This window comes from Desulfosediminicola flagellatus (assembly GCF_005116655.2).
In the GTDB taxonomy this organism is placed as follows: Bacteria; Desulfobacterota; Desulfobulbia; order Desulfobulbales; family Desulfocapsaceae; genus Desulfopila; species Desulfopila flagellata.
The window spans coordinates 6,032,608-6,058,235 of record NZ_CP050698.1; the positions used below are offsets into that span (position 1 = coordinate 6,032,608).

20 protein-coding genes are annotated in these 25,628 nt (G+C 46.6%); 17 read left to right on the forward strand and 3 right to left on the reverse strand.

Annotated features, from left to right (window positions below; translation table 11 throughout):
* Position 1 precedes the first annotated feature (1 nt).
* The 16 genes from FCL46_RS25025 (at position 2) to FCL46_RS25100 (ending at position 17,197) form a co-directional block, all read left to right on the forward strand.
* Positions 2-1,447, forward strand: a complete 1,446-nt coding sequence (locus FCL46_RS25025; RefSeq protein ID WP_136809214.1) for an aldehyde dehydrogenase family protein — start codon at positions 2-4, stop codon at positions 1,445-1,447.
* Positions 1,448-1,549: 102 nt separating this feature from the next.
* On the forward strand, positions 1,550-1,828 hold the full coding sequence (locus tag FCL46_RS25030; RefSeq protein WP_136809215.1) for a BMC domain-containing protein: 279 nt from the start codon (positions 1,550-1,552) through the stop codon (positions 1,826-1,828).
* A 214-nt stretch (positions 1,829-2,042) separates the two neighbouring features.
* A complete protein-coding gene (locus FCL46_RS25035; protein WP_228723440.1) occupies positions 2,043-2,321 on the forward strand; it encodes a BMC domain-containing protein in 279 nt (92 codons plus the stop codon).
* Between the two features lie 135 nt (positions 2,322-2,456).
* Positions 2,457-3,128 carry a phosphate propanoyltransferase gene (pduL, locus tag FCL46_RS25040; RefSeq protein ID WP_136809217.1) on the forward strand — a complete coding sequence of 224 codons (672 nt, stop codon included), beginning with the start codon at positions 2,457-2,459 and terminating at the stop codon, positions 3,126-3,128.
* Complete coding sequence (locus tag FCL46_RS25045) at positions 3,121-3,717, forward strand: hypothetical protein (RefSeq protein WP_136809218.1); 597 nt, start codon at positions 3,121-3,123, stop codon at positions 3,715-3,717. Before pduL ends, FCL46_RS25045 begins: the two co-directional genes overlap by 8 nt.
* Positions 3,718-4,002, forward strand: a complete 285-nt coding sequence (locus tag FCL46_RS25050; protein WP_136809219.1) for a EutN/CcmL family microcompartment protein — start codon at positions 3,718-3,720, stop codon at positions 4,000-4,002.
* Between the two features lie 74 nt (positions 4,003-4,076).
* Positions 4,077-4,397, forward strand: a complete 321-nt coding sequence (locus tag FCL46_RS25055; RefSeq protein WP_136809220.1) for a hypothetical protein — start codon at positions 4,077-4,079, stop codon at positions 4,395-4,397.
* An 88-nt stretch (positions 4,398-4,485) separates the two neighbouring features.
* Positions 4,486-5,805, forward strand: coding sequence for a 4Fe-4S dicluster domain-containing protein (locus FCL46_RS25060; RefSeq protein ID WP_136809221.1), 1,320 nt, complete (start codon positions 4,486-4,488; stop codon positions 5,803-5,805).
* Between the two features lie 37 nt (positions 5,806-5,842).
* Positions 5,843-6,406, forward strand: coding sequence for a BMC domain-containing protein (locus FCL46_RS25065; protein ID WP_136809222.1), 564 nt, complete (start codon positions 5,843-5,845; stop codon positions 6,404-6,406).
* 909 nt (positions 6,407-7,315) lie between these two features.
* Positions 7,316-8,323 carry a TRAP transporter substrate-binding protein gene (locus FCL46_RS25070; protein WP_136809341.1) on the forward strand — a complete coding sequence of 336 codons (1,008 nt, stop codon included), beginning with the start codon at positions 7,316-7,318 and terminating at the stop codon, positions 8,321-8,323.
* A gap of 94 nt (positions 8,324-8,417) precedes the next feature.
* Positions 8,418-10,295: a TRAP transporter large permease gene (locus FCL46_RS25075; RefSeq protein WP_136809342.1), complete on the forward strand. Its 1,878-nt coding sequence runs from the start codon at positions 8,418-8,420 to the stop codon at positions 10,293-10,295.
* Positions 10,296-10,385: 90 nt separating this feature from the next.
* Positions 10,386-12,866, forward strand: a complete 2,481-nt coding sequence (gene hpsG, locus FCL46_RS25080; protein ID WP_136809223.1) for a (2S)-3-sulfopropanediol dehydratase — start codon at positions 10,386-10,388, stop codon at positions 12,864-12,866.
* A gap of 236 nt (positions 12,867-13,102) precedes the next feature.
* The gene (gene hpsH / locus FCL46_RS25085; protein ID WP_136809224.1) at positions 13,103-14,026 is read left to right on the forward strand and encodes a (2S)-3-sulfopropanediol dehydratase activating enzyme; all 924 of its coding nucleotides are present in this window, start codon (positions 13,103-13,105) and stop codon (positions 14,024-14,026) included.
* Positions 14,027-14,349: 323 nt separating this feature from the next.
* Positions 14,350-15,735 carry a sigma-54 interaction domain-containing protein gene (locus tag FCL46_RS25090; RefSeq protein WP_136809225.1) on the forward strand — a complete coding sequence of 462 codons (1,386 nt, stop codon included), beginning with the start codon at positions 14,350-14,352 and terminating at the stop codon, positions 15,733-15,735.
* A 54-nt stretch (positions 15,736-15,789) separates the two neighbouring features.
* Positions 15,790-16,518, forward strand: a complete 729-nt coding sequence (locus FCL46_RS25095; RefSeq protein WP_136809226.1) for a sulfite exporter TauE/SafE family protein — start codon at positions 15,790-15,792, stop codon at positions 16,516-16,518.
* A 61-nt stretch (positions 16,519-16,579) separates the two neighbouring features.
* Entirely contained in the window at positions 16,580-17,197 is a 618-nt protein-coding gene (locus FCL46_RS25100) for a nitrite reductase (protein WP_136809227.1), read from the forward strand.
* Between the two features lie 72 nt (positions 17,198-17,269).
* Here FCL46_RS25100 and FCL46_RS25105 read toward each other — a convergent pair whose 3' ends face one another.
* Positions 17,270-19,018 carry a cytochrome c3 family protein gene (locus tag FCL46_RS25105; RefSeq protein ID WP_136809228.1) on the reverse strand — a complete coding sequence of 583 codons (1,749 nt, stop codon included), beginning with the start codon at positions 19,016-19,018 and terminating at the stop codon, positions 17,270-17,272.
* Between the two features lie 272 nt (positions 19,019-19,290).
* Positions 19,291-19,449 carry an NADP-dependent isocitrate dehydrogenase gene (locus FCL46_RS25110; protein ID WP_167505989.1) on the reverse strand — a complete coding sequence of 53 codons (159 nt, stop codon included), beginning with the start codon at positions 19,447-19,449 and terminating at the stop codon, positions 19,291-19,293.
* A gap of 326 nt (positions 19,450-19,775) precedes the next feature.
* Between FCL46_RS25110 and FCL46_RS25115 the strand changes: the two genes are divergently transcribed.
* Positions 19,776-22,691, forward strand: a complete 2,916-nt coding sequence (locus FCL46_RS25115; protein WP_228723281.1) for a DNA translocase FtsK — start codon at positions 19,776-19,778, stop codon at positions 22,689-22,691.
* Between the two features lie 355 nt (positions 22,692-23,046).
* Here FCL46_RS25115 and FCL46_RS25120 read toward each other — a convergent pair whose 3' ends face one another.
* Complete coding sequence (locus FCL46_RS25120; protein WP_136809229.1) at positions 23,047-25,272, reverse strand: NADP-dependent isocitrate dehydrogenase; 2,226 nt, start codon at positions 25,270-25,272, stop codon at positions 23,047-23,049.
* Between the last annotated feature and the right edge of the window lie 356 nt (positions 25,273-25,628).

The window sequence follows — 25,628 nt, forward strand, 5'->3', positions numbered from 1 at the left end:
TATGGTGGATAAAGATCTCTTATCCATACAGGAAGCCAGGTCTCTGGTACGATCCGCGCAAAAAGCCCAGGCGGAAATTCGTAAATTAAACCAGAGTCAGATCGATGCGGTGACTGAAGCAATCGGCAAGGCTGCTGTACAGAATGCGGAATCACTTGCAAAGCTTGCAGTGGAAGATACCGGCTTCGGACGTTGGGAAGATAAGACGCAGAAGAATCTGCTCGCAAGCGAGATGCTCCTGGATAATATCCGCGGAATGAAGACCGTTGGTATCCTGCGAGAAGATGACGTGGAAGGTATTTGGGAAATTGCCAAACCTGCCGGTGTTATCGCTGCACTGATTCCTTCAACCAACCCGACTTCAACCACAATCTTCAAGTCAATCATCGCTATTAAAGCTGGTAACGGAATTGTTTTTGCTCCGCATCCAAGTGCGTTGAATTGTATTAAGGCGACTGTGGACATGATCAAGCGCGTTTTGGTTGAGCAGGGTGTACCTGCTGATCTCGTAAGCGCAATGAGTGTTCCGACAGTTCAGGGTACAGAGGAACTGATGAAACAGTCAGACCTCATCCTCGCTACCGGTGGTCCGGGCATGGTTAAGGCTGCGTATAGCTCAGGTAAGCCGGCACTTGGTGTTGGCGCTGGTAACGTTCCTGTATATATCGAGCGTAGCGCTGATATTGCAGATGCAGTCGACAAAATCATGTCAAGTAAGACCTTTGATAACGGTACCGTCTGTGCATCTGAGCAGGCAATTCTCGCTGACCGTGTGATAACCGATCAGGTCAAGGCAACCCTGAAGGCTAAAGGATGTCTTTTTCTCCAAGGCGATGACGTAATCAAGGTTAAGGCTATCATGGAACGCCCGGGTGGAGGCATGAATCCGCAGATCGTTGGTAAGGATGCGCAGACCGTTGCTGCCATGGCTGGTATTACCATTCCTGCAGGAACACGTCTGATGGTTTACGAAGAAGATGGAATCGGTCCTGAATTTCCTTTCTCAAAAGAAAAACTCACAGCTCTCATTGGTTATTACACTGTTGAAGACTGGCGCCAGGCCTGCGAATACTGCCATAAGCTGCTTATAAACGGTGGTATTGGCCATACTCTGTCAATTCACTCAAATGACAGAAATGTCATCCGTGAGTTTGCAATCGAAAAACCAGTGTCCCGCATGGTGGTGAACACCGGTTCGACTCAGGGTGCGGTGGGTATCTCTACTGCTCTTGCTCCATCATTGACGCTGGGATGCGGTAACGAAGGTGGTAGCTCGACTTCCGACAATGTCGGTCCAGAGCATCTCTTTAATGTGCGAAGAGTCGCTTTCGGCAAGGACCAGAAGGCTCCTGCCGTAGCAGCAGCAACCACAACTGTGAGTGTCAATGAGGTGGAGAGAATAACCGAACTGGTTATGAAACGCCTTAAAGAGGGCGCTGTAATATAAGTGGTTTTTATCAGGTAACTACCCTTGTGCTTTTGCGCGATAGCGCGAGCAGGAGGGTAGAGATCAACATCGTTGATGTAACTTATTATCCGAATCGGAGGATTGACTATCATGAATGCTTTAGGAATGATCGAAACAAAAGGTTTTGTAGGTGCTGTAGAAGCTGCTGACGCAATGGTTAAAGCTGCAAATGTAACCATGGTTGGAACCACCATGGCTGGCGGCGGACTTGTTTGTGTTGTTGTTCGTGGTGATGTAGGTGCTGTTAAAGCTGCTACTGATGCTGGTGCTGTTGCAGCAGAGAGAGTTGGCGAACTCGTAAGTGTACACGTTATTCCACGTCCACATAACGACGTTGAAGCTATTCTTCCTAAAGCATAATTAGTCAATTATACGCTTGAAGAAAATAGAGCCTGGGCCGGCGGACTGTTAACAAGCCGCCGGCGCGTTCTGTACGCTTTAAAAGAGTCCTATGTAGTTTGCAGGATGGGACGGCTAACGGAGTAGGAAAATGAGTGAAGCTCAACCTCGAAAAAGAAAAGCACCTGTAGCCAAAAAGAAGGTAGCACCGCCCAAACGACTCGGTGCTGTAGGTATGATTGAAACCAGAGGTTTCGTTGCCGCCATAGAGGCAGCAGATGCCATGCTGAAATCCGCAAATGTTACCCTCGCCGGCATGAAGAAGGTAGGTAGCGGTCTGATTACAATCATCGTCAGGGGTGATATCGGCGCTGTACAGGCTGCTACCGAAGCCGGAGCAGCTGCTGCAAAGGCGGTAGGAAAGGTGCGAAGCGTTCATGTTATTCCGAATCCCCATGAAGATGTCGAAGTAATTATACCAGCCAACGACGGGCATACACTGCCAAAAGTCTGAATTGGCCGGATGAGTTCCTGTGGAAATGATCAGGGACCGGTTTGTTGATGACGGAGCAATTAATGCTCATTTGCACGGTATGCAGAGGGCGGGAATTATCTGGTTTCGAAAGATCTTGAGAGGCACAAGTATATTATGTCCGTGAATGAAGAACTCATTTCAGCAATAGTCGGGGAAGTTACGAGGAGATTGAGACAGCAGTCCAATCAGAACCAGAACGATATCCCAATAGAGCTTTCCGCCCGACACGCTCATCTCTCTGAAAAGGATTATTACGAGCTTTTCAAAGAGCCGCCAAAGCAGTTGCGTGAACTGTCTCAGCCTGGCCAGTATCTTCTGGACAAGCGATTGCGTCTGATCGGGCCAAAGGGCGTGATCGATAATATTGCCATTCTCGGACCATTCAGAAAAGAATCACAAATTGAACTCTCTGTAACTGACTCACGCATGCTGGGAGTTAATGCTCCGGTCAGACATTCCGGTGACATTGATGGTACTCCCGGTGCGGTTATTTCTTCTTCTGAAGGGCTCATTGCACTTGATCGCGGTGTCATTGTTGCCGGAAGGCACATTCACATGCATCCTGATGATGCAGCGCGATTTGGCGTAAACGATATGGATCTGGTCTGTGTACAAACCGAGAGCCATCGACCTGTCATTTTCCGCGATGTCCTTATCCGCGTAAACAAAAATTTCCGTTTATCCATGCATATTGATTTTGATGAAGGAAATGCCAGTGGATGCACTTCCAAAACCCGCTGCATAATTATTAAAAACGTTGCAGAGGTGCAGTGTGCGTGTGGATAAAGAACTTGTAGAACAGTTGGTGCAACAGATTCTCGGTCAGCTTACTCATGGGCATGGAATCGAGAACGTTCTCATCCTCGGTTCAAAAAATGATGTTGTAGATATCCAGTTGCCCGACGACGACGGGGTGACCAGAAGGATGTTCTACAGTGACGAAGTGTACGATGCTGGCCAGATAGACCGGTATATACTGCCACGACTCGAACTGGGTGATATGGCAGACCTGGCTCTCGGTAAAACGACCTCTCCACGATCTGATGAAGTGCTGAAGCTGTTGATGAGCGGAAAAACCGTCGAGGTTGTCTCCTATGCGTTCAGTGCTTTCGAAAACACAGCTCCCCCGAAGTTATTTCAACTGTATTGTGATTATGCTGAGACTCTGAGCGGTTTTGGGCTTCGTCCTTACACAGCGGTACAGAAAAAAATCCGGCTTAATAAACGGGTCATCAGTGAGCAGGACCTCGAGAAATGTCACGCTGAAGGGATTAGCCGTATTGCTGTAACAGATAAGGCTCTGGTGACCTCTCTTGCGGAAGAATGTGCGAAAAAATTCGGAATAGAAATTCAACGTGATGAGAGAGGTGCATAAATGATTGTAGCCAAAGTAGTCGGCAATATCTGGGCCACCCGCAAGGAAGAAAGTCTGCAGGGCATGAAGCTGATGATTGTTCAGGTTATCGACCCGGTAACAAAAGAACACCGTAACAGTTTTGTGGCTGTTGATCAGGTTGGTGCAGGTATTGGTGAAATGGTCATCGTTTCGACAGGTAGTTCTGCTCGTCTTGCAAAGTTAGGAAGGCATTCACCAATCGATGCAATCATCGTGGGAATTGTGGATGAGATGGATGTACCAGGCAAAAAAGAAATGTCATGATGGCTGCTTCACTGGTTATTGGTGGGTAGTTGTCAGAATATGTATAAATACAATGAGATGTCGATGGAGAAATCATGAAAAAGAAATTGATCAGCGCGGATAATATCAGCGATTTTCTCGGCGCTGGTGCAAAAGAAATTTACGTAGACAGTAGCATGATACTCACTTCCGGCGCGAAAGATGTATTACGTGAGAAGAAAGTGAAGATCCTTTACAGCAAGCAACCTGCAGCGGATATCGCTCCGGGCCGGAATGCTCAAACGTGTAAATCCCAGGATCTCAAGACGGTTGTAACAAAGATCGTTTCCATCCTTAGAAATGATTTTCAGGTTACTGATTCCAATACTGTTGAAAATGTTACCCAGAAGGTGCTTTGCAGTCTTAAGCGTGGATAGTGGCAGTAGTATGTGTTTCGGTCAAAGAGTTAATAGCCATCAGTAAAAGTCAGATAGATCCTCGTATCGCCCTGGGGTTGAAGTAATTATGAGCATGAATCCAATTGTTGCAGAAATTCAAGAGAATGGCGTTGTCGGAGCCGGTGGTGCTGGATTTCCGAGCCATGTGAAGCTGGCATCGAATGCCTCCACCATTATTGTCAATGCTGCTGAATGTGAGCCACTTATCCATAAAGATAAAGAGATTTTGCTCCATCATACAGCGGAGTTTCTTGCTGGCCTGAATATGGTTATGAGGGCTGCTTCTGCGAGTGAAGGTCTCATTGGTATCAAGGAAAAACACACGCACATCATCGATCATCTGAACCAGAGTGTCGGACCAGATGTCCGGGTGGTCCCTATTGGAGATTTTTACCCTGCAGGCGATGAAATTACACTTATTTACGAGACTACTGGTAAGGTTGTTGAAGCTGGAAAGCTGCCGATTACTCAAGGTATTATCGTAAACAATGTTGAGACCCTGCTTAATGTCGGCAGGCGTAAACCGGTCACCACAACCTTTGTTACACTCGGTGGAGATGTTGAGAATAAGGTGACCCTGGAAGTACCCATTGGTTTGCCTATTCGTACTTTGATTGAGTATGCGAGTCCGACTATCAGTGATTATGTGGTTCTTCTCGGCGGCCCGATGATGGGACGACTAACGTCTGATCTCGATGAAGTTGTAACCAAGACCAGTTCAGCGATTAACATTTTACCAGCAGATCATGTTCTGGTTCGAAGAATGCGGGTTATGGGCAAGCCGGATACCGTACGAAAAGTCGGTAAATCCGCCTGTGATCAATGTATATTCTGTACCGCTCTCTGCCCAAGGTATCTGCTTGGTCATCCTATTCAGCCACATAAATCCATGCGGGCACTGATGTTCACTCCTACCGGTGAAAGTGTACCGGAAATGCACGCTATGGCCTGCTGTGAGTGTAATCTCTGTACTATGGTGAGTTGCCCGGAAGGGCTGTATCCCGGAAGTGTGAGCACCTTAAGTAAGCGATTCGCCGGTTCTTCAGGAATGAAGTTTGATGCAGCTGAATTTCAGTCAACAGGCCCTCATCCGCTTATTAAATACAGGCGGACCCCAACCAGTAAACTTAAGCGTATGCTCGATCTCAATCGTTTTGGTGATAGCGGGCCGCTTATAGAGCATTTCTTTTCACCAAAGGTTCTTTCTGTGCCACTGCGCCAGCATATCGGTAAAGCGGCAGAGGCGATTGTTTCGGTCGGTGCTCTGGTAAATGCTGGTGAAAAAATAGCTTCAGTGGGAAGAAATCTGGGCAGTGAAATTCACTCACCAATGACGGGTAAAGTGTTGAACATTACAGACAGCACCATTGAACTGGAAATTGGCTAAAGCGAAACGGTTTAACGTACTACTATTTAGATAACTTATGAAAACAACAGCACATTCAATTGGCGTTTTAGAACTTTCCAGTATTGCAGCCGGCTACCAGGCTCAGGATGCGATGCTCAAGGCGGCAGACATTACAATTCTTATTGCCAGGACCATTTGCTCCGGAAAATTCCTGATTATTGCGGGTGGATCGGTATCCGCTGTAAATGCTTCTCTTGAAGCAGGAGAGGCGGTGGTGGGTTCTTACCTGATCGAAAAACTCACAATCGCAAATGTGGACCAACAGATTTTCAGTGCTATCGCCGGCACAGTACATGTCAGCGATGAGAATTTCAGGGCCTTGGGGATTGTCGAGACATTCTCTGCAACCAATATCATAGAAGCGGCAGATGCTGCAGCTAAGGCAGCTGATGTAACACTTTTCAGAGTCCATGTCTCAATGGCGATTGGAGGCAAAGGGTACTTTCTGGCGACTGGGGATGTCAGCGCCGTTCAAGCAGCAGTAGATGCGGCCTGCTCAGCTATCGAGCTTTCCGGAATGCTGGTAAATAGGGTAGTGATTCCTGCGGCTTCAAAAGAAATGCTGCAAGAGTTGCTCTAACGAAAGAATCAGCCGATTGTAGTAAAGACGTTCCCCCTGGATTGAACCTCTATCAGAAAATGTGGTGCGGATTGCGATTGATAACAGAAAGTAATGCTATTCAATCCGGGGGGAATTTCTCATTGATCACATGTAGTCGATGAGAATACAGGTTTTCTGCTAAAAACTTACTCATCCCGCAAAACAACCAGCCCGGTACAGCTATTCACCATAGCGATGCCGGGCTTTTGTCTTTTTCGTACGTTTTGTCTACCACAAAAGCAAAGAGTTGCTTGCAATATTGCTATATTTTTGCCCGGATTTTGCCCGGATTTCTCATCAAGAAAGGCTTTCGCAGCTTCAACATACCAAGGCCTTTACTCATCGTATTTTCCTGGACGCGTTCCTCGGACTTAATGTTTTTTGCTGAAGCATTAAAACACGTTAAAAAAAGGGGATAGCCACATTCTGGTGCAAAAATGTAACATGTGTTGCAAGAATGCAACGCGTGTTAAGGCCTTGTATTTGTGTTGTTTGCGGAAGTGTAGTGGAAATGTTGCACGTGTGCAACATCTGTTGGTTTGAATTTCAGACAACATTGTCAAACCGTTGCCCAGAACATATACATTTTATAACCCCATGCAACAGATAGGAAAAGGAAAAAGATCAATATTCGCGAAGATGTGAAGTAACACGCGCAAACCTTTGGAAGTGTAGGGAGAAGTTGAGCGTATCATTTTTTTTCGGGAGAAGGATTGCTTACAGAATTGTAAGAAAAGACATAATGGTTGTTGTTGAGCATTATGTCTTTTTGCGGGAACTGGCATGTCTATTGCTTTATACACATATAGTAATGAAATACAGTTTCTAAAATGTGTATGAGGGCGAATGGATCGCTATTACAAAAGTTTTAAATTTTTTGGAGGAACTATGCGTTATTTTGGGAAAAAGTTTATGGTTGCCGCATTGACTGTTGGTTTGATTGCAGGTGCTGCAGCTAGTGCTCAGGCAAAAAAACTCACCCTCCGTCTCGGTCACCCGATGGCGCCTGGCAATAACGTAACTCTTGGTTATGAGAAGCTGAAACAGCTCGTTGAAGAGCGTTCAGGTGGAAAAATCAAGGTTCAGCTTTTCGGAAATGCTATGCTTGGCAGTGACCGCGTAACCATGGAATCCACCCAGCGCGGTACTCTGGACATGGCTTCCGCTTCTTCTCCGAACATGGCCAACTTCTCAAAAGCGTTCATGGTATTTGACCTGCCATACGTAACCAGCCCTGAGCACCAGAAGAACCTTTACGCAGCACTTGATAGCGGTCCTTTGGGTGAATACCTCGCAGCTGAGTGTGAGAAGATTAACCTGAAGCCGATCATGTACAGTGAGTATGGTTACAGAAATTTCGTATCTACCAAGAAAGAAATCAACACTCTTGCAGACCTCAAGAATCTCAAAGTTCGTACCACCGCATCTCCTGTAGAGGTTGCAGTTGCAGCAAAGCTTGGCATGAACCCAACTCCTATCGCATGGGGTGAGGTGTATACCGCGCTTCAGCAGGGTACTGTTGATGCAGAAGGTAACACCTTCTCTCTTCTTAACGATGCAAAGCACACTGAAGTTCTCAAGTATGCTATCGATTCTGCACACAATTACTCCATGCACATCCTCCTCATGAACAAGAAGAAGTTCGATTCTCTGCCAGCAGAGACTCAGGAACTCCTGGTTAAAGCAGGTAAGGATGCTCTTGACTACCAGCGTTCAATCACCGCTGACCTCGAAGTTAAAGCTAACGAGGCTTTCAAAGCTCAGGGTATCGCTATCCACAATCTTACCGCTGAAGAGCGTGCAGAGTTTGTTGAAGCTACCAAGCCTGTATGGGCACAGTTCACCAGCGAAATTCCTGCTGAACTCATGACACTCGTGGAAAACACCCAGAAGTAGTTCTCATGCGGGGCAGCCCGGCTGCCCCGCCGTTTGAAATAATTGAGGAAACATAATGACTACTCCTTCTTCTCTCGCTGGCACCGAGGACTCTATGGCTTCTGTAGAACCTGTAGAAAAGCGTTCTCCGAATGCATTAATGGCCGCAATTCATTGGTTGGATGAGAATTTTGAAAAGCCTTTCCTCTTTGCAGGAATGCTCTCCATCATTCTTATTATCACCTTCCAGACCTTCTATCGTTACATTGGATCATATTTCTCAACAGATGCCGCTGGTGCCATTTGGACTGAAGAACTTGCACGATTCATCTTTATATGGATTTCCTACCTGGCGATTCCGGCAGCGATTAAAAAACGTAATAATATCCGAGTAGATATCGTATACGACAGACTTCCGGCCCGCTACCAGGCAATTAGCTGGATTGTCGTCAATATGTGTTTTCTCACCCTCGCCGGAGTTATTTTTGTTCTGGGATTGAAAAATCTTGGGATGCTTCAGGAATATCCACAGGTGGCTCCCGGCACCGGCATGTCATATTTCCTGCCTTATCTCATTTTACCTATTGGTTTTGGTCTTATAAGTATCCGTCTGCTGCAGGATATGTATAAGCAGGTTCAGGAATGTGGTTTTGTCGACACGCTCATTGGCCTTGGCATTGCTGTTGCTATTGCCCTGCCTGCGCTCTACAGTGAGTCTTTAAGTACCCTTGCTATCCTTTTTGGTTATTTTCTCCTGTTCCTCGTTATCGGCGTACCAATCTCAGTAAGTCTTGGGCTTGCGGCGACTGCTACTATCGTTAACGCCGGTACTCTGCCGATCGAGTATGTCGCTCAGATTGCATTCACTTCCATTGACAGTTTCCCGATCATGGCAATCCCGTTCTTTATCGCTGCGGGTGTCTTCATGGGTGCGGGTGGACTTTCTAAACGACTCTTAAGCCTGGCTGATGAACTTCTTGGTGCCCTACCCGGCGGTATAGCCCTGGCAGCGATTGCAACCAGTATGTTTTTTGCAGCTATCAGTGGTTCAGGTCCCGCAACTGTTGCGGCTATCGGTTCCCTTACTATCCCGGCAATGGTTCAGCGTGGTTACGACAAACTCTTTGCCGCTGCAATTGTTGCATCCGCAGGTGCTATTGGCGTAATGATTCCGCCAAGTAACCCCTTTGTTGTATATGGTGTGAGTGCTCAGGTTTCTATCGGCAAGTTGTTCATGGGTGGTATTGTCCCGGGAGTGCTGACCGGCGTTGCCCTGATGATTTTCACCTATTTATATTCTAAAAAACGCGGTTGGAAAGGTGTTGAAAAAGACAGAAACATCGGCACTTTTGTAAAAGCTTTCTGGGATGCAAAATGGGCGCTCATGGTGCCTGTCATCATCCTTGGTGGTATCTATGGCGGCATTATGACGCCTACTGAAGCCGCAGCACTCGCAGCGTTCTACGGTTTGGTTGTCGGACTGTTTGTCTACCGCGAGCTCAACCTGAAAAACATCGTGCCGTGTTTTATGGATGCATGCAGCACATCTGCTATCGTTATTATCCTGATGTCCATGGCCACTATTTTCGGCAACATCATGACTATCGAGCAGGTTCCGGCGACTATCGCAGAAGCGATGCTCAGCCTCACGAACAACAAGATAATGATCTTGCTTCTGATTAACGTTCTGCTCCTGATTGTCGGTACCTTTATGGAAGCACTTGCAGCGATCGTTATTCTTACCCCGATCCTGTTGCCTATTGTTATCAAGGTTGGTGTTGATCCGGTCCACTTCGGTATCTTGATGGTTGTCAACCTCGCTGTCGGTTTTGTTACCCCTCCTGTAGGTGTAAACCTCTTTGTTGCAAGTGGTGTGGCAAACGTAAAAATAGAAAAATTATCCAAAGTTGCACTGCCAATGGTCGGAATCATGCTCTTTATTCTCTTGCTGATTACCTACATCCCCGCATTGCCAATGATATTCGTTAACTAAATACTTTTTAAATCTGCTGACAGAGGAGGAAACACCTCCTCTGTCACTGCAGGATTAAGTGATTAATACTCACCCCACTAGGAGAAAACTATGCAATGTTGTGTATCCCCACATGAACAACGTCTCTTGGATAAAATAGAAGGTAAAGAAGACATTTACCGCGCATCACATCCGCGCGTATTTAAGATCCTTGATACTTTTGACGGTTTAAAGCCTGTCATTGATGTAGAACGTGCGCAGTACTTCACCGAGTCCATGAAAGAGACCGAAGGCGAACTGCTTACTCTCAGATGGGCTAAAGCGATGAAGCATATCGCTGAAAACATCACCGTATATATCGACGAAGATAACCTTATCTGTGGTCGTGGTGGTGTTAAAGGTCGTTATGGTCTCCTTTACCCAGAGCTTGATGGTGATTTCCTTGATATCGCGATCAAAGATCTGCCAAACCGTACCGAGTCTCCTTTCTCTATCTCAGCTGAAGATGCAAAGATCGTTATTGAAGATATCGCTCCATACTGGAAAGGTAAGACCTACCACGAAGCGTTAAACGCTGCTTTCCCTGCAGATGTACATAAGCTCTCTTATGATGATCCGGAAGGACTTAACTCTCGTTTCATCGTCAACGAGACCTCTTCTTTCAGATCTTCTATCCAGTGGGTACATGATTACGAGAAGATCCTTAAGCGTGGTTTCGGTGGAATTAAAGCTGAAGCGTTAGAGAAGATCGAAGCACTTGATCCGCTTTCTCCTAGGGACAACGTTGAGAAGAAGCCTTTCCTTGATGCAATCGTTATCGTTTGTGATGCGATCATCATCTGGGCACAGCGTCACGCTGCTCTTGCTCGCGAACTCGCTGAGAAAGAAACCGATATGAATCGTAAGATGGAACTCTTCAAGATGGCTGACATCTGTGAACGTGTTCCTGAGCATCCTGCACGTACTTTCCACGAGGCTGTACAGTCTCAATGGTTTACTCAGATGTTCTCCCGTATCGAGCAGAAGACCGGTACCATCGTATCTAATGGTCGTATGGATCAGTATCTCTACCCTTTCTACAAAGCTGATATAGAAAATGGTACCATCGATGATGACCAGGCACTTGAATTACTTGAGTGCCTCTGGGTTGGTATGGCACAGTTCATTGACCTCTACGTATCTCCTACCGGTGGCGCGTTCAACGAAGGTTATGCACACTGGGAGGCAGTTACCATCGGTGGGCAGACTCCTGAAGGACGTGATGCGACCAACGAACTGACCTACATGTTCTTGAAGTCCAAGCGTGAGTTCCCTCTTCACTACCCGGATCTCGCTGCACGAATTCACTCCCGTTCTCCAGAGCGTTATCTTGCTGACGTTGCTGAGACCATCAAAGACGGTTCCGGTTTCCCGAAGCTGATCAACGATGAGGAAGTAGTACCCATCTACGTATCTAAAGGTGCCACTTTCGCTGAAGCATATGACTACGCTGTTTCCGGTTGTACAGAAGCACGTATGCCAAACCGTGACACCTACACCTCCGGTGGTGCCTACATAAACTTTGTAGCTGCTTTCGAGATGGTATTGAACAACGGTAAAATGCTTAAGCACGGCGAAGAGCAGCTTGGTCTTGAGACCGGCGATCCTCGTGAGTTCAAAACCTGGGACGAGTTCTGGAATGCCTATGTAAAGCAGCATCAGCTCTTCCTTAAGACCGCTTTTCAGCAGCAGTACATCATCAACAACCTTCGTGCCAAGCACTTCGCTCAGCCTATGGGTTCTGCGATGCATGATCTCTGCATGAAGCATTGTCTTGACCTGCACACTCCGCAGATTCCTGAGGGTATCAACCTCGGTTACTTTGAGCACATGGGTCTTGGTACTCTTGTTGACTCGTTGTCTGCAATCAAGAAGCTCGTATTCGATGACAAGAAGCTCACCATGAACGAGGTTATCGAAGCGTGTGCATGTAACTTCGAAGGCAAAGAAGATGTTCGCCAGCTCCTTATGACCGCTCCTTGCTACGGCAACGACGATGCATATGCTGATGATATCGCTGTAAAGGTTGATGAGCTGAATGTTCTCTTTGGTCAGAAGTACTCCAAAGAACTCGGAATGCACAACGATATCCGTTACGTACCATTTACCTCTCACGTACCTTTCGGTAAGGTTGTTGGTGCTACTCCTAACGGTCGTTACGCATGGACTGCATTGTCTGACGGTTCTTCTGCATCTCACGGTGCTGATAAGACCGGACCTACTTCTGTACTGCTTTCCAACTACAACTCCAAGAACTATGGACACCGTGATCGTGCAGCGCGCATGCTGAACATCAAGTTCACTCCGAAGTGTCTTGAGGGCGAGGAAGGAACAGACAAGATGGTATCGTTCATTCGTACCTTCTGCGATCTTAAGCTCTGGCACGTACAGTTCAACGTAATCAATAAGTCCACGCTTATTGCTGCTCAGAAAGATCCTGAGAAGTACAAGAGCCTTATCGTTCGTATCGCAGGATACTCTGCATACTTTGTTGATCTTTCCCCGGATCTGCAGAATGATCTGATAGCCAGAACAGAGCACGAGTCTGTGTGATAAGCACTAACTGGAAATGGCCCTTTTTTCCAATATCAGCGTTGCCCTCAGCATGTAATCCTCGACGTATTTCATAGGTCATCGATTACACACTGAGGGCACCTCGATCTTGAAAAAATGACTCATTTCCAGAGAAGTACTGGCAAGTACCAAATACGCGCAAAATACTATTTTGCGCGTATTTGTAAGATGTAATAAATTCCCCTCCAACCCAATTACCAGAAGCTGGCTGCAAAATGACAAGCAAAGAAATTCAGAACACTACCGGTACAGTATTCAACATTCAGAAATACTCTGTGCATGACGGCCCGGGTATCCGTACCGTTGTTTTTTTGAAAGGTTGCCCGCTTTCATGTTTATGGTGCAGTAACCCGGAGTCCCAATCGTTCAAGCCGCAACTTGCCTACAACAGAAATAAATGTATTTCACTTTCAGAGTGTTTGCGATGTGGTGAAATCTGTACTCCCGGAGCACTTGTTCAAGGAGATGATGACAAAATTTCAGTTGACTGGGATGTGTGTACAAACTGTCTTGCCTGTACCGAAGTGTGTCCGGCTGGTGCGCTTATTACGTACGGTGAAGAGCAGACAGTAAAAGACGTGATAGATCAGGTTGAAAAAGATGCCTCGTTTTATGCACGATCCGGTGGTGGTCTTACTCTTGGCGGTGGCGAACCGCTGGCACAACCTGATTTTGCTATCGCATTACTTAAAGAAGCAAAGCGTCGATATATTAAAACCGCAATCGAAACCTGCGGTCATGTCTCAAAAGATGCCATTCTTGAAGCTGGTAAGTATTGCAATATGCTGATGTTTGATATCAAGAGTCTCGACACTGAAAAGCATAAGAAATTTACAGGGGTTGGCAATGAGTTGATCCTTGATAACTTTAAGGCGATACGTGAAGCGTTCCCTAAAATGAAGGTACGTGTGAGAACCCCGGTAATTCCTGGTTTTAACGATACTGTAGAAGATATCAGGGCCATCGTCGATTTCCTGAAAGAGTATAACGTGGAGTATGAATTACTGCCGTATCATCGTCTCGGCACGCAGAAGTATACCAACATGGGTATGGATTATCCGCTTGGTGAGGTTGCTCTCGAAAATGAGAAATTCCTGCCACTGCTTGAAATTGCTCAGGAGATTGGTTTTAAAAAGTAATCCGGAAAATCAATGAAATGATCCCGGGGTAAAATGTATGCCTGAAATTTCTTTGTTTATTACGCGACTAAGCAGAGGAACTACCTCCTCATTGTAGTACGGGCATCGAAGAAGAATGTGGTTATATCTGCTCTCCACCAGGTATAGCCACATTCTTTTTATCAGGTCGAACTCTGTTATAATTGAGGTGATCCACTTTGATATTTCACGTAACCAGTGGTACGTTATGAGAATTCAACGGAAGATAACGGGGTGGAAGATGAGTGATAACGGCATCTCCGGTGATGTAAGTTTAGTAATTCCAAGAGGTAAATGGTGGAGCGATGGAGCAGTATTCTGAAATCCTGTCAAACAATGTCATAAATATTCTCGAGGCTCTGGATGACGGTGTTTATGTAACCGACAAGGCGGGTACTACACTCCATGTCAATGAGATGTATGAAAAGCTCACCGGGCTGAAGCGCACTGATCTGCTTGGGCAGAATGTGCGGATACTGAGAGAGAAGGGTGTTTTTGATTTCATCGCTAACCCCAAAGTTGTTGAAACGCTGAAGCCGGTTAACAATGTTCAGGTACTGAAATCCGGCAAACGGGTTGTGCTTCGCGGTTTCCCTGTTTTTGATGTAAATAATGAACTTGCATTAGTTATCACCCTGGTTCGTGACGTTACCCTTATCGGGCAGATGCGCGAACAGATTCTGCAGCAGAAGAAACTCATATCCATCTATCATAACCAGATAGAGCATCTTTCCACCGGTTCTAAGGTCGAGAGCGCATCCTACGAATCCGCCCAGATCAAACAACTCTCAGAGCTGGTTAAGCGCGTTGCGTCAACTGATGCAACCATCCTGCTTCTTGGCGAGACCGGTGTAGGTAAAGACTGGTATGCCAGAATGGCCCATGAAAACAGCCCAAGAAAAGACGAAGTCTTTTTAAAGGTAGATTGCGGCTCAATTTCAGAAAATCTTATAGAATCAGAGTTGTTTGGTTATGCTCCCGGTGCCTTTACCGGTGCAAGCAGGCAGGGCAAGATCGGTCATTTTGAGATCGCCAATAAGGGTACGGTCTTTCTTGATGAGATCGGTGAACTGCCGCTTACCATGCAGGCAAAACTGCTTCGTGTGCTTCAGGATCAGGAAGTTATGCGGGTAGGTTCATCTGTACCGCAAAAGGTTGATGTACGAATCATCGCTGCGACCAATCGGAATCTTGAACAGGAGGTTGCCAACGGTAACTTCAGAATCGATCTATTTTACAGATTACGGGTTGCGGTTGTTGATATTCCACCCCTGCGGGAAGTACGCGAAATGATCCCCGGATTGGTGAATCACTTTCTTGAGCGGTTCAGATCCAAATACAAAAAAGATATCGTTTGTCATGATGACACCATGAATATATTCATGGCGTACAGATGGCCTGGGAATATCAGGGAACTTGAAAACACTATTCAGAGCCTTGTTGTTACCTGTCAGGGACACGAGATTCTTCCTGAAGACCTTTCACCCTGCATGCAGGCTGCATCGTATGAGATGATGTTTACTCCGGCTGGAACGTTGAGTGGTGGTTCGGGAAGAAGCCTCAAAGCCATCATGGCCGATTTTGAAAAACAGGTTATTCAACAGGCTCTCGATAGATACGGCTCGGTAAATGAAGCCTCTTCCGCACTTGGAATCAATCGTACGACGCTTTTTAGAAAAATGCGCGATTGATTATTTCGTGTTTATTTCACCCTCGTCAATAAACTCCCACGGAGTCTGATTGCTATGCCTGATCTGCTTTTTATCGTGCTGGGATGGTTTCTCGGCGGATTTATCAACGGCGTTGCAGGTTTTGGTGCGGCTATGATCGCCATGCCGCTTATTGCTCCGTTTATCGATTTTTCAATAGCTGTCCCGAGTTGCACACTCATTGTGCTCACTTTGAATTGTCAGGTGGGGTGGACTTTTCGTCGCTATATTGAGTGGGGATATGTTAAAGGGATTTTCATTGGCGCTATCCCCGGTGTGATCCTTAGTGTTCTGGTACTTGAATATATCTCAGAAAACTGGTTGAAGGCCGGTATGGGAGCTTTTATAGCCTTTTATGCTCTCTGGAGTTTGTGGGCCGATAAAGGTGGCACGAGAGTTATCAGTGTCGCCTGGGGGTATCTAGCCGGCGTGCTGTCTTCTGCGCTTGGTATGGCTTTTGGTTTTAACGGCCCGCCGCTTGCTGCCTATATTGCCTATAGCGGGTGTTCCGCACAGGCTGTAAAAGGTGTACTCGGAGCGGGCTTTATTATTACAGGTGTGTTTATTGTTGCGGCCAAGGCAATTGGTGGTGAGGTCACCCAGACCGTGCTGCTCACTTATGCTGCTGCAACACCGGCTGTTATAATCGGTAGTAAGATCGGCATCTGGTTGTCATCCTCATTAAATGAGTATTCCTATCGGAAGGTGCTGTTTACGGCTCTGGCTGCAATGGGGCTCAAAATTGTATGGTCCGCGCTGGTTTGAGATTTTTTCGATATCACAGCCCGGAATGTAACGAAATATAGCTATTATAAGAGAAATCGAAATGGAAGAGTCAAAGACTGTAAGTATTACCGTATTGGTACCGGCAGGCCGTTTGCCGCTTGATATTATGGAAGCTGCTTCTAAACTGGCGAGTGAATATTCGTTCGGTATTTATCTCTCAACTGCACAGAACCTGAGACTGATCGATGTTCCCGCTGATGCTGCGGACGCTATAAAAGCACAACTTGCTGAACTCGGTGCCGACTTCAAAGGACCAGGAAAACATCTGGGCCCACGTGTCTGTATTGGTAAAGGCAATTGCAATCTTGGTGTTATTGATACTGCGGAACTAAGCAGAAAGATCGTTGAAAGATGTGCTGGTCGTGAGAAATATAAGGCGAAATTGAAAACTGCTATTTCCGGTTGTACAATGTGCTGTTCAAACGTCAAGACCACCGATATCGGGGTAATGGCCACCCGTGAAGGGTACGAGGTTTTTGCCGGTGGCAAGGGTGGGCCTTTCCCTAAGGTTGCTATACGCATTGAGAAGACCGCAGACGAAGAGAGGGTTCTTGATATTGTCGAGCAACTGGTTGAATTTCATGACAGCAAAACTGCAACGAAGCAGAGAATGTATAAGCTGCTGAATGATCCGGATTTTCCGTTTGCAGAAGTGTAAACGATAAAAAAGGCCGGGCATTTTCTGCCCGGCCTTTTTGGTGGATTTTAATACACTCCTCGTAAGAATTTCTTATTCGAATGTATGGCAGTCAGCGCAGCTAACCTCTTCCTCAATATGCTCTTTGTGAGAGTCATCCTCCCATTCTTCCATTTCATGGCATTTTGAACAGAGGGTATCCAGGTCTGTTATAAAGCCTGTAGGTTCTGAAATATGACAGCTTGAGCAACTGACATCATCTCTGTGCTCCTCATGCATTTTCTGCCACGACATATTCTCACGCTCGTGACAGAGGGTACAGGCTTCTACAGCGGCAGGGAACTCATGGTAACCTAGTTCTGTGAAAGGCAGCATTTTGATACCATCCGGAGTGTCACCCGAAAAATTATGACATTCGCTGCAGCGCGGAGCGCGGTCGCTCGGGTCTACACCGTGGGTTATCAACATCTCTGCATCTGCGAGAACGATGCTGTAGCTCCCGATAAGACCCTGATCGTCCATTCCATACTTTACTGCTTCGTCGAAGATGCCTGTCATGAACATCCACATAATGGCTGGAGCGATAATCTGTTGACTGTCATCGTGGAGAGGTATATTGGAATAGTGTCTCTTGATCGGCACGATTAAGGAGTTGCCATCAAATGCTGCGCCGTTAGCATATGCCATGTTGTATATGCCATTTTCACCGGGTTCAATTGTCTCACCGACGTTGTAGACATAGGATGTGCCGTCAAACCAGACATATTCTGGCAGGACCTCGGGTTCTTTGATCTCAAGACCTACCCAGCCACCCTGGCCATAGCAAAATGCAGGGTTCCAGTGTGGTTCCAGCCAGTCGCGAGACATTTCCGTTTCACCACCCTTAGCAAATTCCCGGATATGACAGACCTGGCAACTGACCTGTCCTGTTGCATGGCGATTATAATCATCGTTATCATGGGGTTTTTCTTCATGGCATTTCTGACAGGTCGGTTTTTCGGCCTCTGTCTGCCTCAAATCGATTCCGCGACCGCCAATCTTATGTTGGCGATTGTCATGACAGCTGACACAGCGCAGGTCGGCCCCGTCTATAGAGAGATGAACATCTTCATCGATACCGGGATTTACAGAAGACCATCCCATATCACCGCGTTTGACCCAGTCACCGCCACCTGCAGATGCATGGCAGCGAAGGCAGGTGTAACGGGTTGGTTTATGTACGTTCTGCGCGACCTCTTCCATAGTAATTCCTGTCGGCATATTACTGTAATCAGGCTCTGATATATAATTACCATCTGCGTCTTTGAGTCCTAAGAGATAGGTGACCTCTTCCCCTTTGAACGTTGTAACTGTGATCGTATCATTTGGATCAAGCAGGAGCTTACGTCTGTAGACATCACTATGACACATAAGGCAATCCACATCTTCAACCGCCGGATCATGCGGTGCATTCCCATCGAGCCTTACATGACAGGAGAAGCAGGTATTTCCTGAAGACATGGCGTAGGTACAGAACGTGTTAATACCTCTGTTGGCCTTGCCCAGATCTTCACCATCTGTATTAATCAGATCCGGAGTGGGACCATTCCACTGCATATGAACGGATTGTAGTGCATGATTAGCCTCGCTCCGGTGACATCTGATACAGGTTATGGGGCCCTCGTAGGATGTTATCCTGAGATGCTGTTGTATTACTCCATCATCGTCGCCATTTCTCCATTGGTTACCCTGATCTGAATTACTGTCATCTGTAGTAAAGTACCCTCGTGATGCGTTCGCGGCCTCTGAGCTGTTTACTCCAATCAGCATGCAGCAGATAATTGCCAGTGCAAGTCGTTTCATGTTGTCTCCCTGAATGAATAGTTCATTATCGGATAAGGCAAAAACTGTCCAAATCGTCTGGGGGGTATGAAATTACAGTGTGTTTGGGTAAACGATTTCAGGGCGGCGAGGTTACGCCTGTACAGGGTGGAAAATGCATTGATGAGGGGATTCCAACAATTAGAAACGAAGAAAAGTTGAGACTGGGGCCGGGATCGTCATGTCAGATAACGACGCCGGCTGATGATGGCCTTTTTACATGGCATCAATAATGGCGTTCATAGTAGCGCTGGTTACCATCGCTTTATCCGGAAGGTGATAACCTCCGATATCCACAGGATTGCCCTGAGCAGCTGTAAGTTCTTCGAGGATAACTCCTTTTCAGCAAGTTGTTTGGCAATGGTGGTAAGCCGCTGCTTTAACTCGGTGTTGGTGTCCTGAGACGTTGTCATGGGTGTCAAGCACTCTTTCAGGGAGTGTGTAATCAAGGAAAAACTGGCACGTTCTCTCCTTTTATGGTTCATTCGTGTTTCGTCTGCTTAGGCTCAAGACTACTGGTATGACGTAGTTCTTGCACTCAAACCATGTTGCTCATGGTGTATGATTACAGGAATGTCGTATCAGCTAAAAGTATGCATTTATCGAACGAGCCCCCTCTGTTGCCCCTGGCATGGTATATCTATGGGTATATCGCAGAGATCAGGTTGTGCTATGAAAATGCAGGCGGGTTGTCATCCTAACCGTATTAAACTCAATATCACTACATATAGGCAGTTTCGTGGGAATTTATAAAGAAGGTTTTGATTACAAATACAGTCTTGATAAGGATGTTCTCATTCTGAAAACAGAACGTGGTCAGTTTAAATTTAAAATTGATAATGTTGATGTGCTGGAAAATATCCACGATATTGCTTCGTTGATTGTCAAGGAATTGCAATGCGTTGACGAGAAGCAGGATCCAGGCCGAGACAACTTGAATCTCTATGACAAGCTGTTGCTGGTAACACTGAACATAAGTGAAAAATATACCAAACTGGAAAAAAAATATGAGGAGGTCAGGAATGTTCTGGAAGACCTTCAAGCGTTGAAGTCACAATTGCAGCATGCCATATCTTCCCGTGCGACAATACGACCCTCAGCAGGACATACTGCAAAGAAGAAAATGGACAAGCAACCGGCAGATTTGCTGCAGCGCTCCACATTGCCTCAAAAAAAGACGAGTATCGACGGTTCAGGTGTTGCAGAATGTGCTGTGGAAGAACACTTTCCTACTCACCCTGAACACGCCGTTTCCAACACATTTGTTCCATCAATTTCTGCAACCACCGCTGACTCGAACGCTGTTCCATCGGCTCTTTTGCATTCCGCTAAACGAAAAGAACGCACAGACACCTCAAAAACTGACAAGGCAGATTCAGACGTGGTTGTGGCTTCAGCTTCAGAGAAACAGGGAATCAAGGAAAATCAGGGGGTAACGGGTGATCAGTGTCAGCTCGCTACTAATGAAGAGAAGCCCGCGCTGCCAGCTGGTATTGTAGAGGCAGAAACACGTGCGCCGGATACGGCCAACAACCATTCTGAACTTAGTACAAGCTCTGTATCGACTATTCCTCCGGCATCCGACGTATCTGCTTTCCCCGCTGTTTCAATGACAGAGAAATCATTGGATGAACTGATTCAAGAAGGTGAGACACGTCAGGATGTGACTGATAGTAGCGTGTCCGGGTCTACTTCCTGCATTGCGGGGGGAGAAATGAGTATACAGGAGACGACTACACCAGGCCAGTCTCCTGAATGTCAGGAAGATTATGAATATATTGAGCAGCAGGATTCAGCAGGAAATACCTTGGCAGAGGTAACGTCTTCCTCACCGATAGCAGTGGCGGAAAGTACTGTTGAAACCTCAATGGTAACTGCTGGCTCCCTGGATTCTGCTGACGATGATATGACTGCACAGTCAGTAGAAATGGTTGAGTCGGACAGTGTGGTAGCAGGTACAGCACGATTGGGCTCTGAATACGATGGAGAATATCTGCCTGGAGGACAAAGAGGAACCATGCCTTCTCCAGACCGTTCTTCTTCCTCGGAATGGTCTCAGGATGCAGAGCCACTCTCTGAGGCGAACCAGGATACTTTCACTTCGCCTTTACCGAGAACAGATGAATCCTTTGGAGAGGGTGGATATCATACCGGACATGATGTTGATAATGCCGCCTGCCTTGAGCAACACGATGGGCAAACTGATCAATTAGAAGAATATAAGCTGCCTCTGCTTTCTTTTCTTAAGAATACCAGCAATGAAAATCTGGTGGACCAGGATCGTATTCGGACAGACGCAGAGCTTCTTGAGACAAAGCTGGGGTATTTTGGAATTAAGGGTGAGGTTATGGGGATTCATCCCGGACCGGTGATCACCACCTATGAATATAAGCCGGACCCAGGCATCAAAATCAGTAAAATTGTCAACCTTGCAGACGATCTGGCGCTGGCCCTTAGCGCCTATAGCATCCGTATTGTCGCTCCCATTCCAGGCAAGGATGTGATGGGTATTGAGATACCCAACATTAAAAAGAGCCTGGTTCCGTTCATAGATATTGTCATCTCAGCAGATTTTCAGGAGAGTACCTCAAAAATTCCCATCTGCCTTGGTAAGGATATTGTCGGTAATCCCGTAGTTGTAGGGTTGGATACCATGCCTCATCTGCTTATCGCGGGTGCCACGGGAACAGGGAAGAGCGTGGGGCTCAATGCGATGATTACCAGTATCCTCTATAAAGCAACTCCGGATGAGGTACGGTTTATAATGGTAGATCCCAAGCGGATCGAACTTTCGTTCTACAAAGATATTCCACACCTGTTGACACCGGTTATTACTGACATGCACAAAGCCAACACTGCACTGCAATGGCTGGTTCGTGAGATGGATAGACGCTATAATCTGCTTGCGGAATTCCAGGTCAGGCATATCGAGCAGTTCAATCAGAAGTTGGCAGCCTCAAAATCTGGCGAATATTGTGAATATGATGAAGAGCTGGAACCTCTGCCGTATATCGTTGTGATCATAGATGAGTTGGCAGATCTGATGATGACAGCTTCCAGAGAGATAGAGTTTTCTCTGACCCGTCTGGCACAGATGGCGCGTGCGGCGGGAATTCACCTCATTCTGGCAACCCAGAGGCCTTCGGTTGATGTGTTGACCGGTATCATCAAAGCGAACTTTCCGACGAGAATATCGTATCAGGTCTCCTCTAAAACGGATTCCCGCACCATTATTGATTCAAATGGCGCTGAAACCCTGCTCGGTAACGGTGATATGCTGTTTGTACCTCCAGGAACTGCCCGGTTGACGAGGGTCCATGGAACCTTTCTCTCAGAAGATGAGCTGGATGACATCACAACCTTTATCAAAAAGCAGCGAAAACCCAATTATATTTTTGATGTTCTGAGCGAGTCGGATTCCGATGATGTTCAGTCCAACGATCAGCAGGATGAGTATGATGAAAAGTATAATGAAGCACTGGAATTTGTGATGGCCAGCCACCAGGCTTCCATTTCAGGAGTTCAGAGAGCGTTGCGTGTGGGTTACAACAGGGCTGCCAGGATCATTGACCTCATGGAGAAGAATGGCGTTGTAGGCCCACCTGATGGGGCCAAGCCCCGCAAGGTGCTTGTTAATGATATTAATATGATGTGATGTTCTGAATATTTTCAAAAAAGTCGTGAGAGATACCGCTAATTTTTACGCTTGAAAGCCAAGAAACAGACGATCTTCACTTGAAAAGAGGAGTGGCAGAAATGCAAAAGCCGGAACTAACGTACAGTCCCGGCTTTTATGTATACGCTTCTGTTATAACGGCAGTGTGTTTAAAACTGCTGGTATATTTTACAACGCATCATAACTACTTACAGGGTAAGCAACGCGGTTTTGTAAACCTCCGTATTTGTAGCTGCTTGTAGGGTGCCGAAGATTTTCGCAAGCAGATTGGTGAAGCGTATATGTCATACGTAAACCAGACTGATCGCGGAAAGATTTGGTGCCCTGTGAGCAGTTACAACGCATCAATAATGGTGTTTAAGGTAGCACTTGGGCGCATTGCATTGGTGACCTTTGTAACATCCGGCATGTAATATCCGCTGATATCTACAGGGTTGCCCTCTGCTTCAGCAAGTTCTTTCAGGATGACTGTTTCTGCATCAGCAAGCTCTTTTGCAACTGCTGCAAATCGTTTTTGCAGCCCAGGATCTGTGTCTTGAGATGCAAGAGCTTCAGCCCAATAGAGTGCCAGATAATAATGGCTGCCTCGATTATCCAGTTCACCTGCTTTTCGTGAAGGAGCTTTATTGTTTTCCAAATGATTACCGATTGCCTGATCAAGTGTTTTGGCAAGAAGGCTGGCTGTGTCATTGTTAAAGGTGTTAGCCAGATGCTCGAATGAGGCGACGAGCGCGCAGAATTCACCAAGTGAATCCCAGCGCAGATGCCCTTCTTTGAGAAACTGCTGTACGTGCTTCGGGGCAGATCCGCCTGCGCCGGTTTCAAAGAGTCCTCCACCATTCATAAGCGGTACGATAGAGAGCATCTTGGCACTGGTGCCGAGTTCTAAAATCGGGAAGAGATCGGTGAGGTAATCTCGAAGTACGTTGCCGGTAACTGCGATGGTGTCCTGACCTTTACGTACCCTTTCAAGAGTGACTTTCATTGCCTCTACCGGAGTAAGGATTTGAATATCGAGTCCATCAGTATCGTGGTCCTGCAGGTAGGTTTTTACTTTTTCGATAAGCTGTGTGTCATGGCTACGTGCCGGATCGAGCCAGAATATCGCGGGCGTTCCGGAAAGTCGTGCGCGGTTAACTGCGAGTTTGACCCAGTCTTGAATTGGCGCGTCTTTAGCCTGACAGGCTCTGAAAATATCACCTGTGTCAACCTGTTGTTCAATCAGTGTTGCACCAGTGCTATCAACAACCTTGATGGCGCCTTTGCCGGGTGCTTCAAAGGTCTTATCATGAGAGCCATACTCTTCTGCTTTCTGGGCCATCAGACCGACATTGGCAACTGAACCCATGGTGGCTGGATCAAAGGCACCATTTTTCTGGCAGTCTTCGATGACCTCCTGGTAAATGGTTGCATAACAGCGATCTGGAATCATGGCGATGGTGTCGTGCAGAGCATCATCCGGTCCCCACATTCTGCCGCCGTCACGCACAACTACAGGCATGGAAGCATCGATAATCACATTGTTGGGAACATGCAGGTTGGTAATACCTTTGCTGGAATCAACCATGGCTAGTTCAGGACGCTCTTTGTAAACCGCCATAATGTCCGCTTCGACTTCTGCACGTTTATCAGCAGGCAGTTTGTCAAGTCGTGCATACACATCACCAATACCGTTGTTGACGTTTACACCTATCTCTTCAAATAGCTCAGAATGTTTGGCGAAAACATCCTTGTAATAGACCTTAACGCAATGACCGAACATGACGGGGTCGGAGACCTTCATCATGGTTGCCTTCAAATGCAGGGAAAGAAGGACACCATCTTCTTTGGTGGTGTTCATTGTGGCTTCAAAAAAATCGCGCATGGCGGAGACGTTCATTGCGGTTGCATCAAGCACTTCGCCTGCCAGTAATGGCGTGGATTCTTTCAGAACCTGCTCACTGCCATCAGCACCCTGAAAAACGATTTTCACGTCGGTTGGCTGCTTGATAGTCACTGATTGCTCGTTGCCAAAAAAATCACCATTATCCATGTGTGCGACACGGGTTTTGGATTTTTCAGGCCACGGCTTCATCATCCGATGCGGATTTTTCATGCCATGAGCTTTAACTGATGCAGCTGCACGTCTGTCAGAGTTGCCTTCACGAAGCACAGGATTTACAGCACTGCCAAGCACTTTTGCAAAGCGCAATTGCAGGGCTTTATCTTCATCTGTCTTCGGGTCTTCCGGATAGTCTGGGATGTCGAATCCTTTAGACTGCAATTCACTTATTGCTTCCTGCAACTGCGGGATGGATGCACTGATATTAGGCAGTTTGACTATATTAGCTTCAGGGCTTTTGGCGAGATCGCCAAGCTGAGCGAGGTAGTCAGGAATTTTCTGTTCCTCTGTCAGGTTGTCCGGGAAGTTTGCGATAATCCTGCCCGCCAGGGAAATGTCCCACGATTCGAAATCGATCCCTGTACCTCTGGTAAATCCCTGCAATATTGGCAGCAACGAATAGGTTGCCAGAGCGGGTGCCTCGTCAATTTTGGTATATACAATTTTTGCTGTTTGCATGGTCAATTGTTTATTTTGGGTGAAAGGTTAGGAATGTTTTCGAGAACAGGTGGGAGGAAACAGCAGTTGTGGAAATCTCATAAATGAAGCTGCAAAGATGCTCTCAAACCGATGATCACCCCCAGAATATCAGAAACTGAACAGTATAACAACTTCTTAGCAAAGTTGGTTGAATTATCAATTTTTATCTTCGGATGTCAGACGTGGTACGACCTGATTGAAAAAAGGCCAGTGCAGAATGTGGTTTTAACCATTGGGTAGACTAAAAGCAAATTTGCCTGACGTTAGAGTGTAGTTAGAACGAGTGAAGATTTTTTTTTACTCTTGAAAAGTGGGAGGGTTCGGCTGGCAGCCAC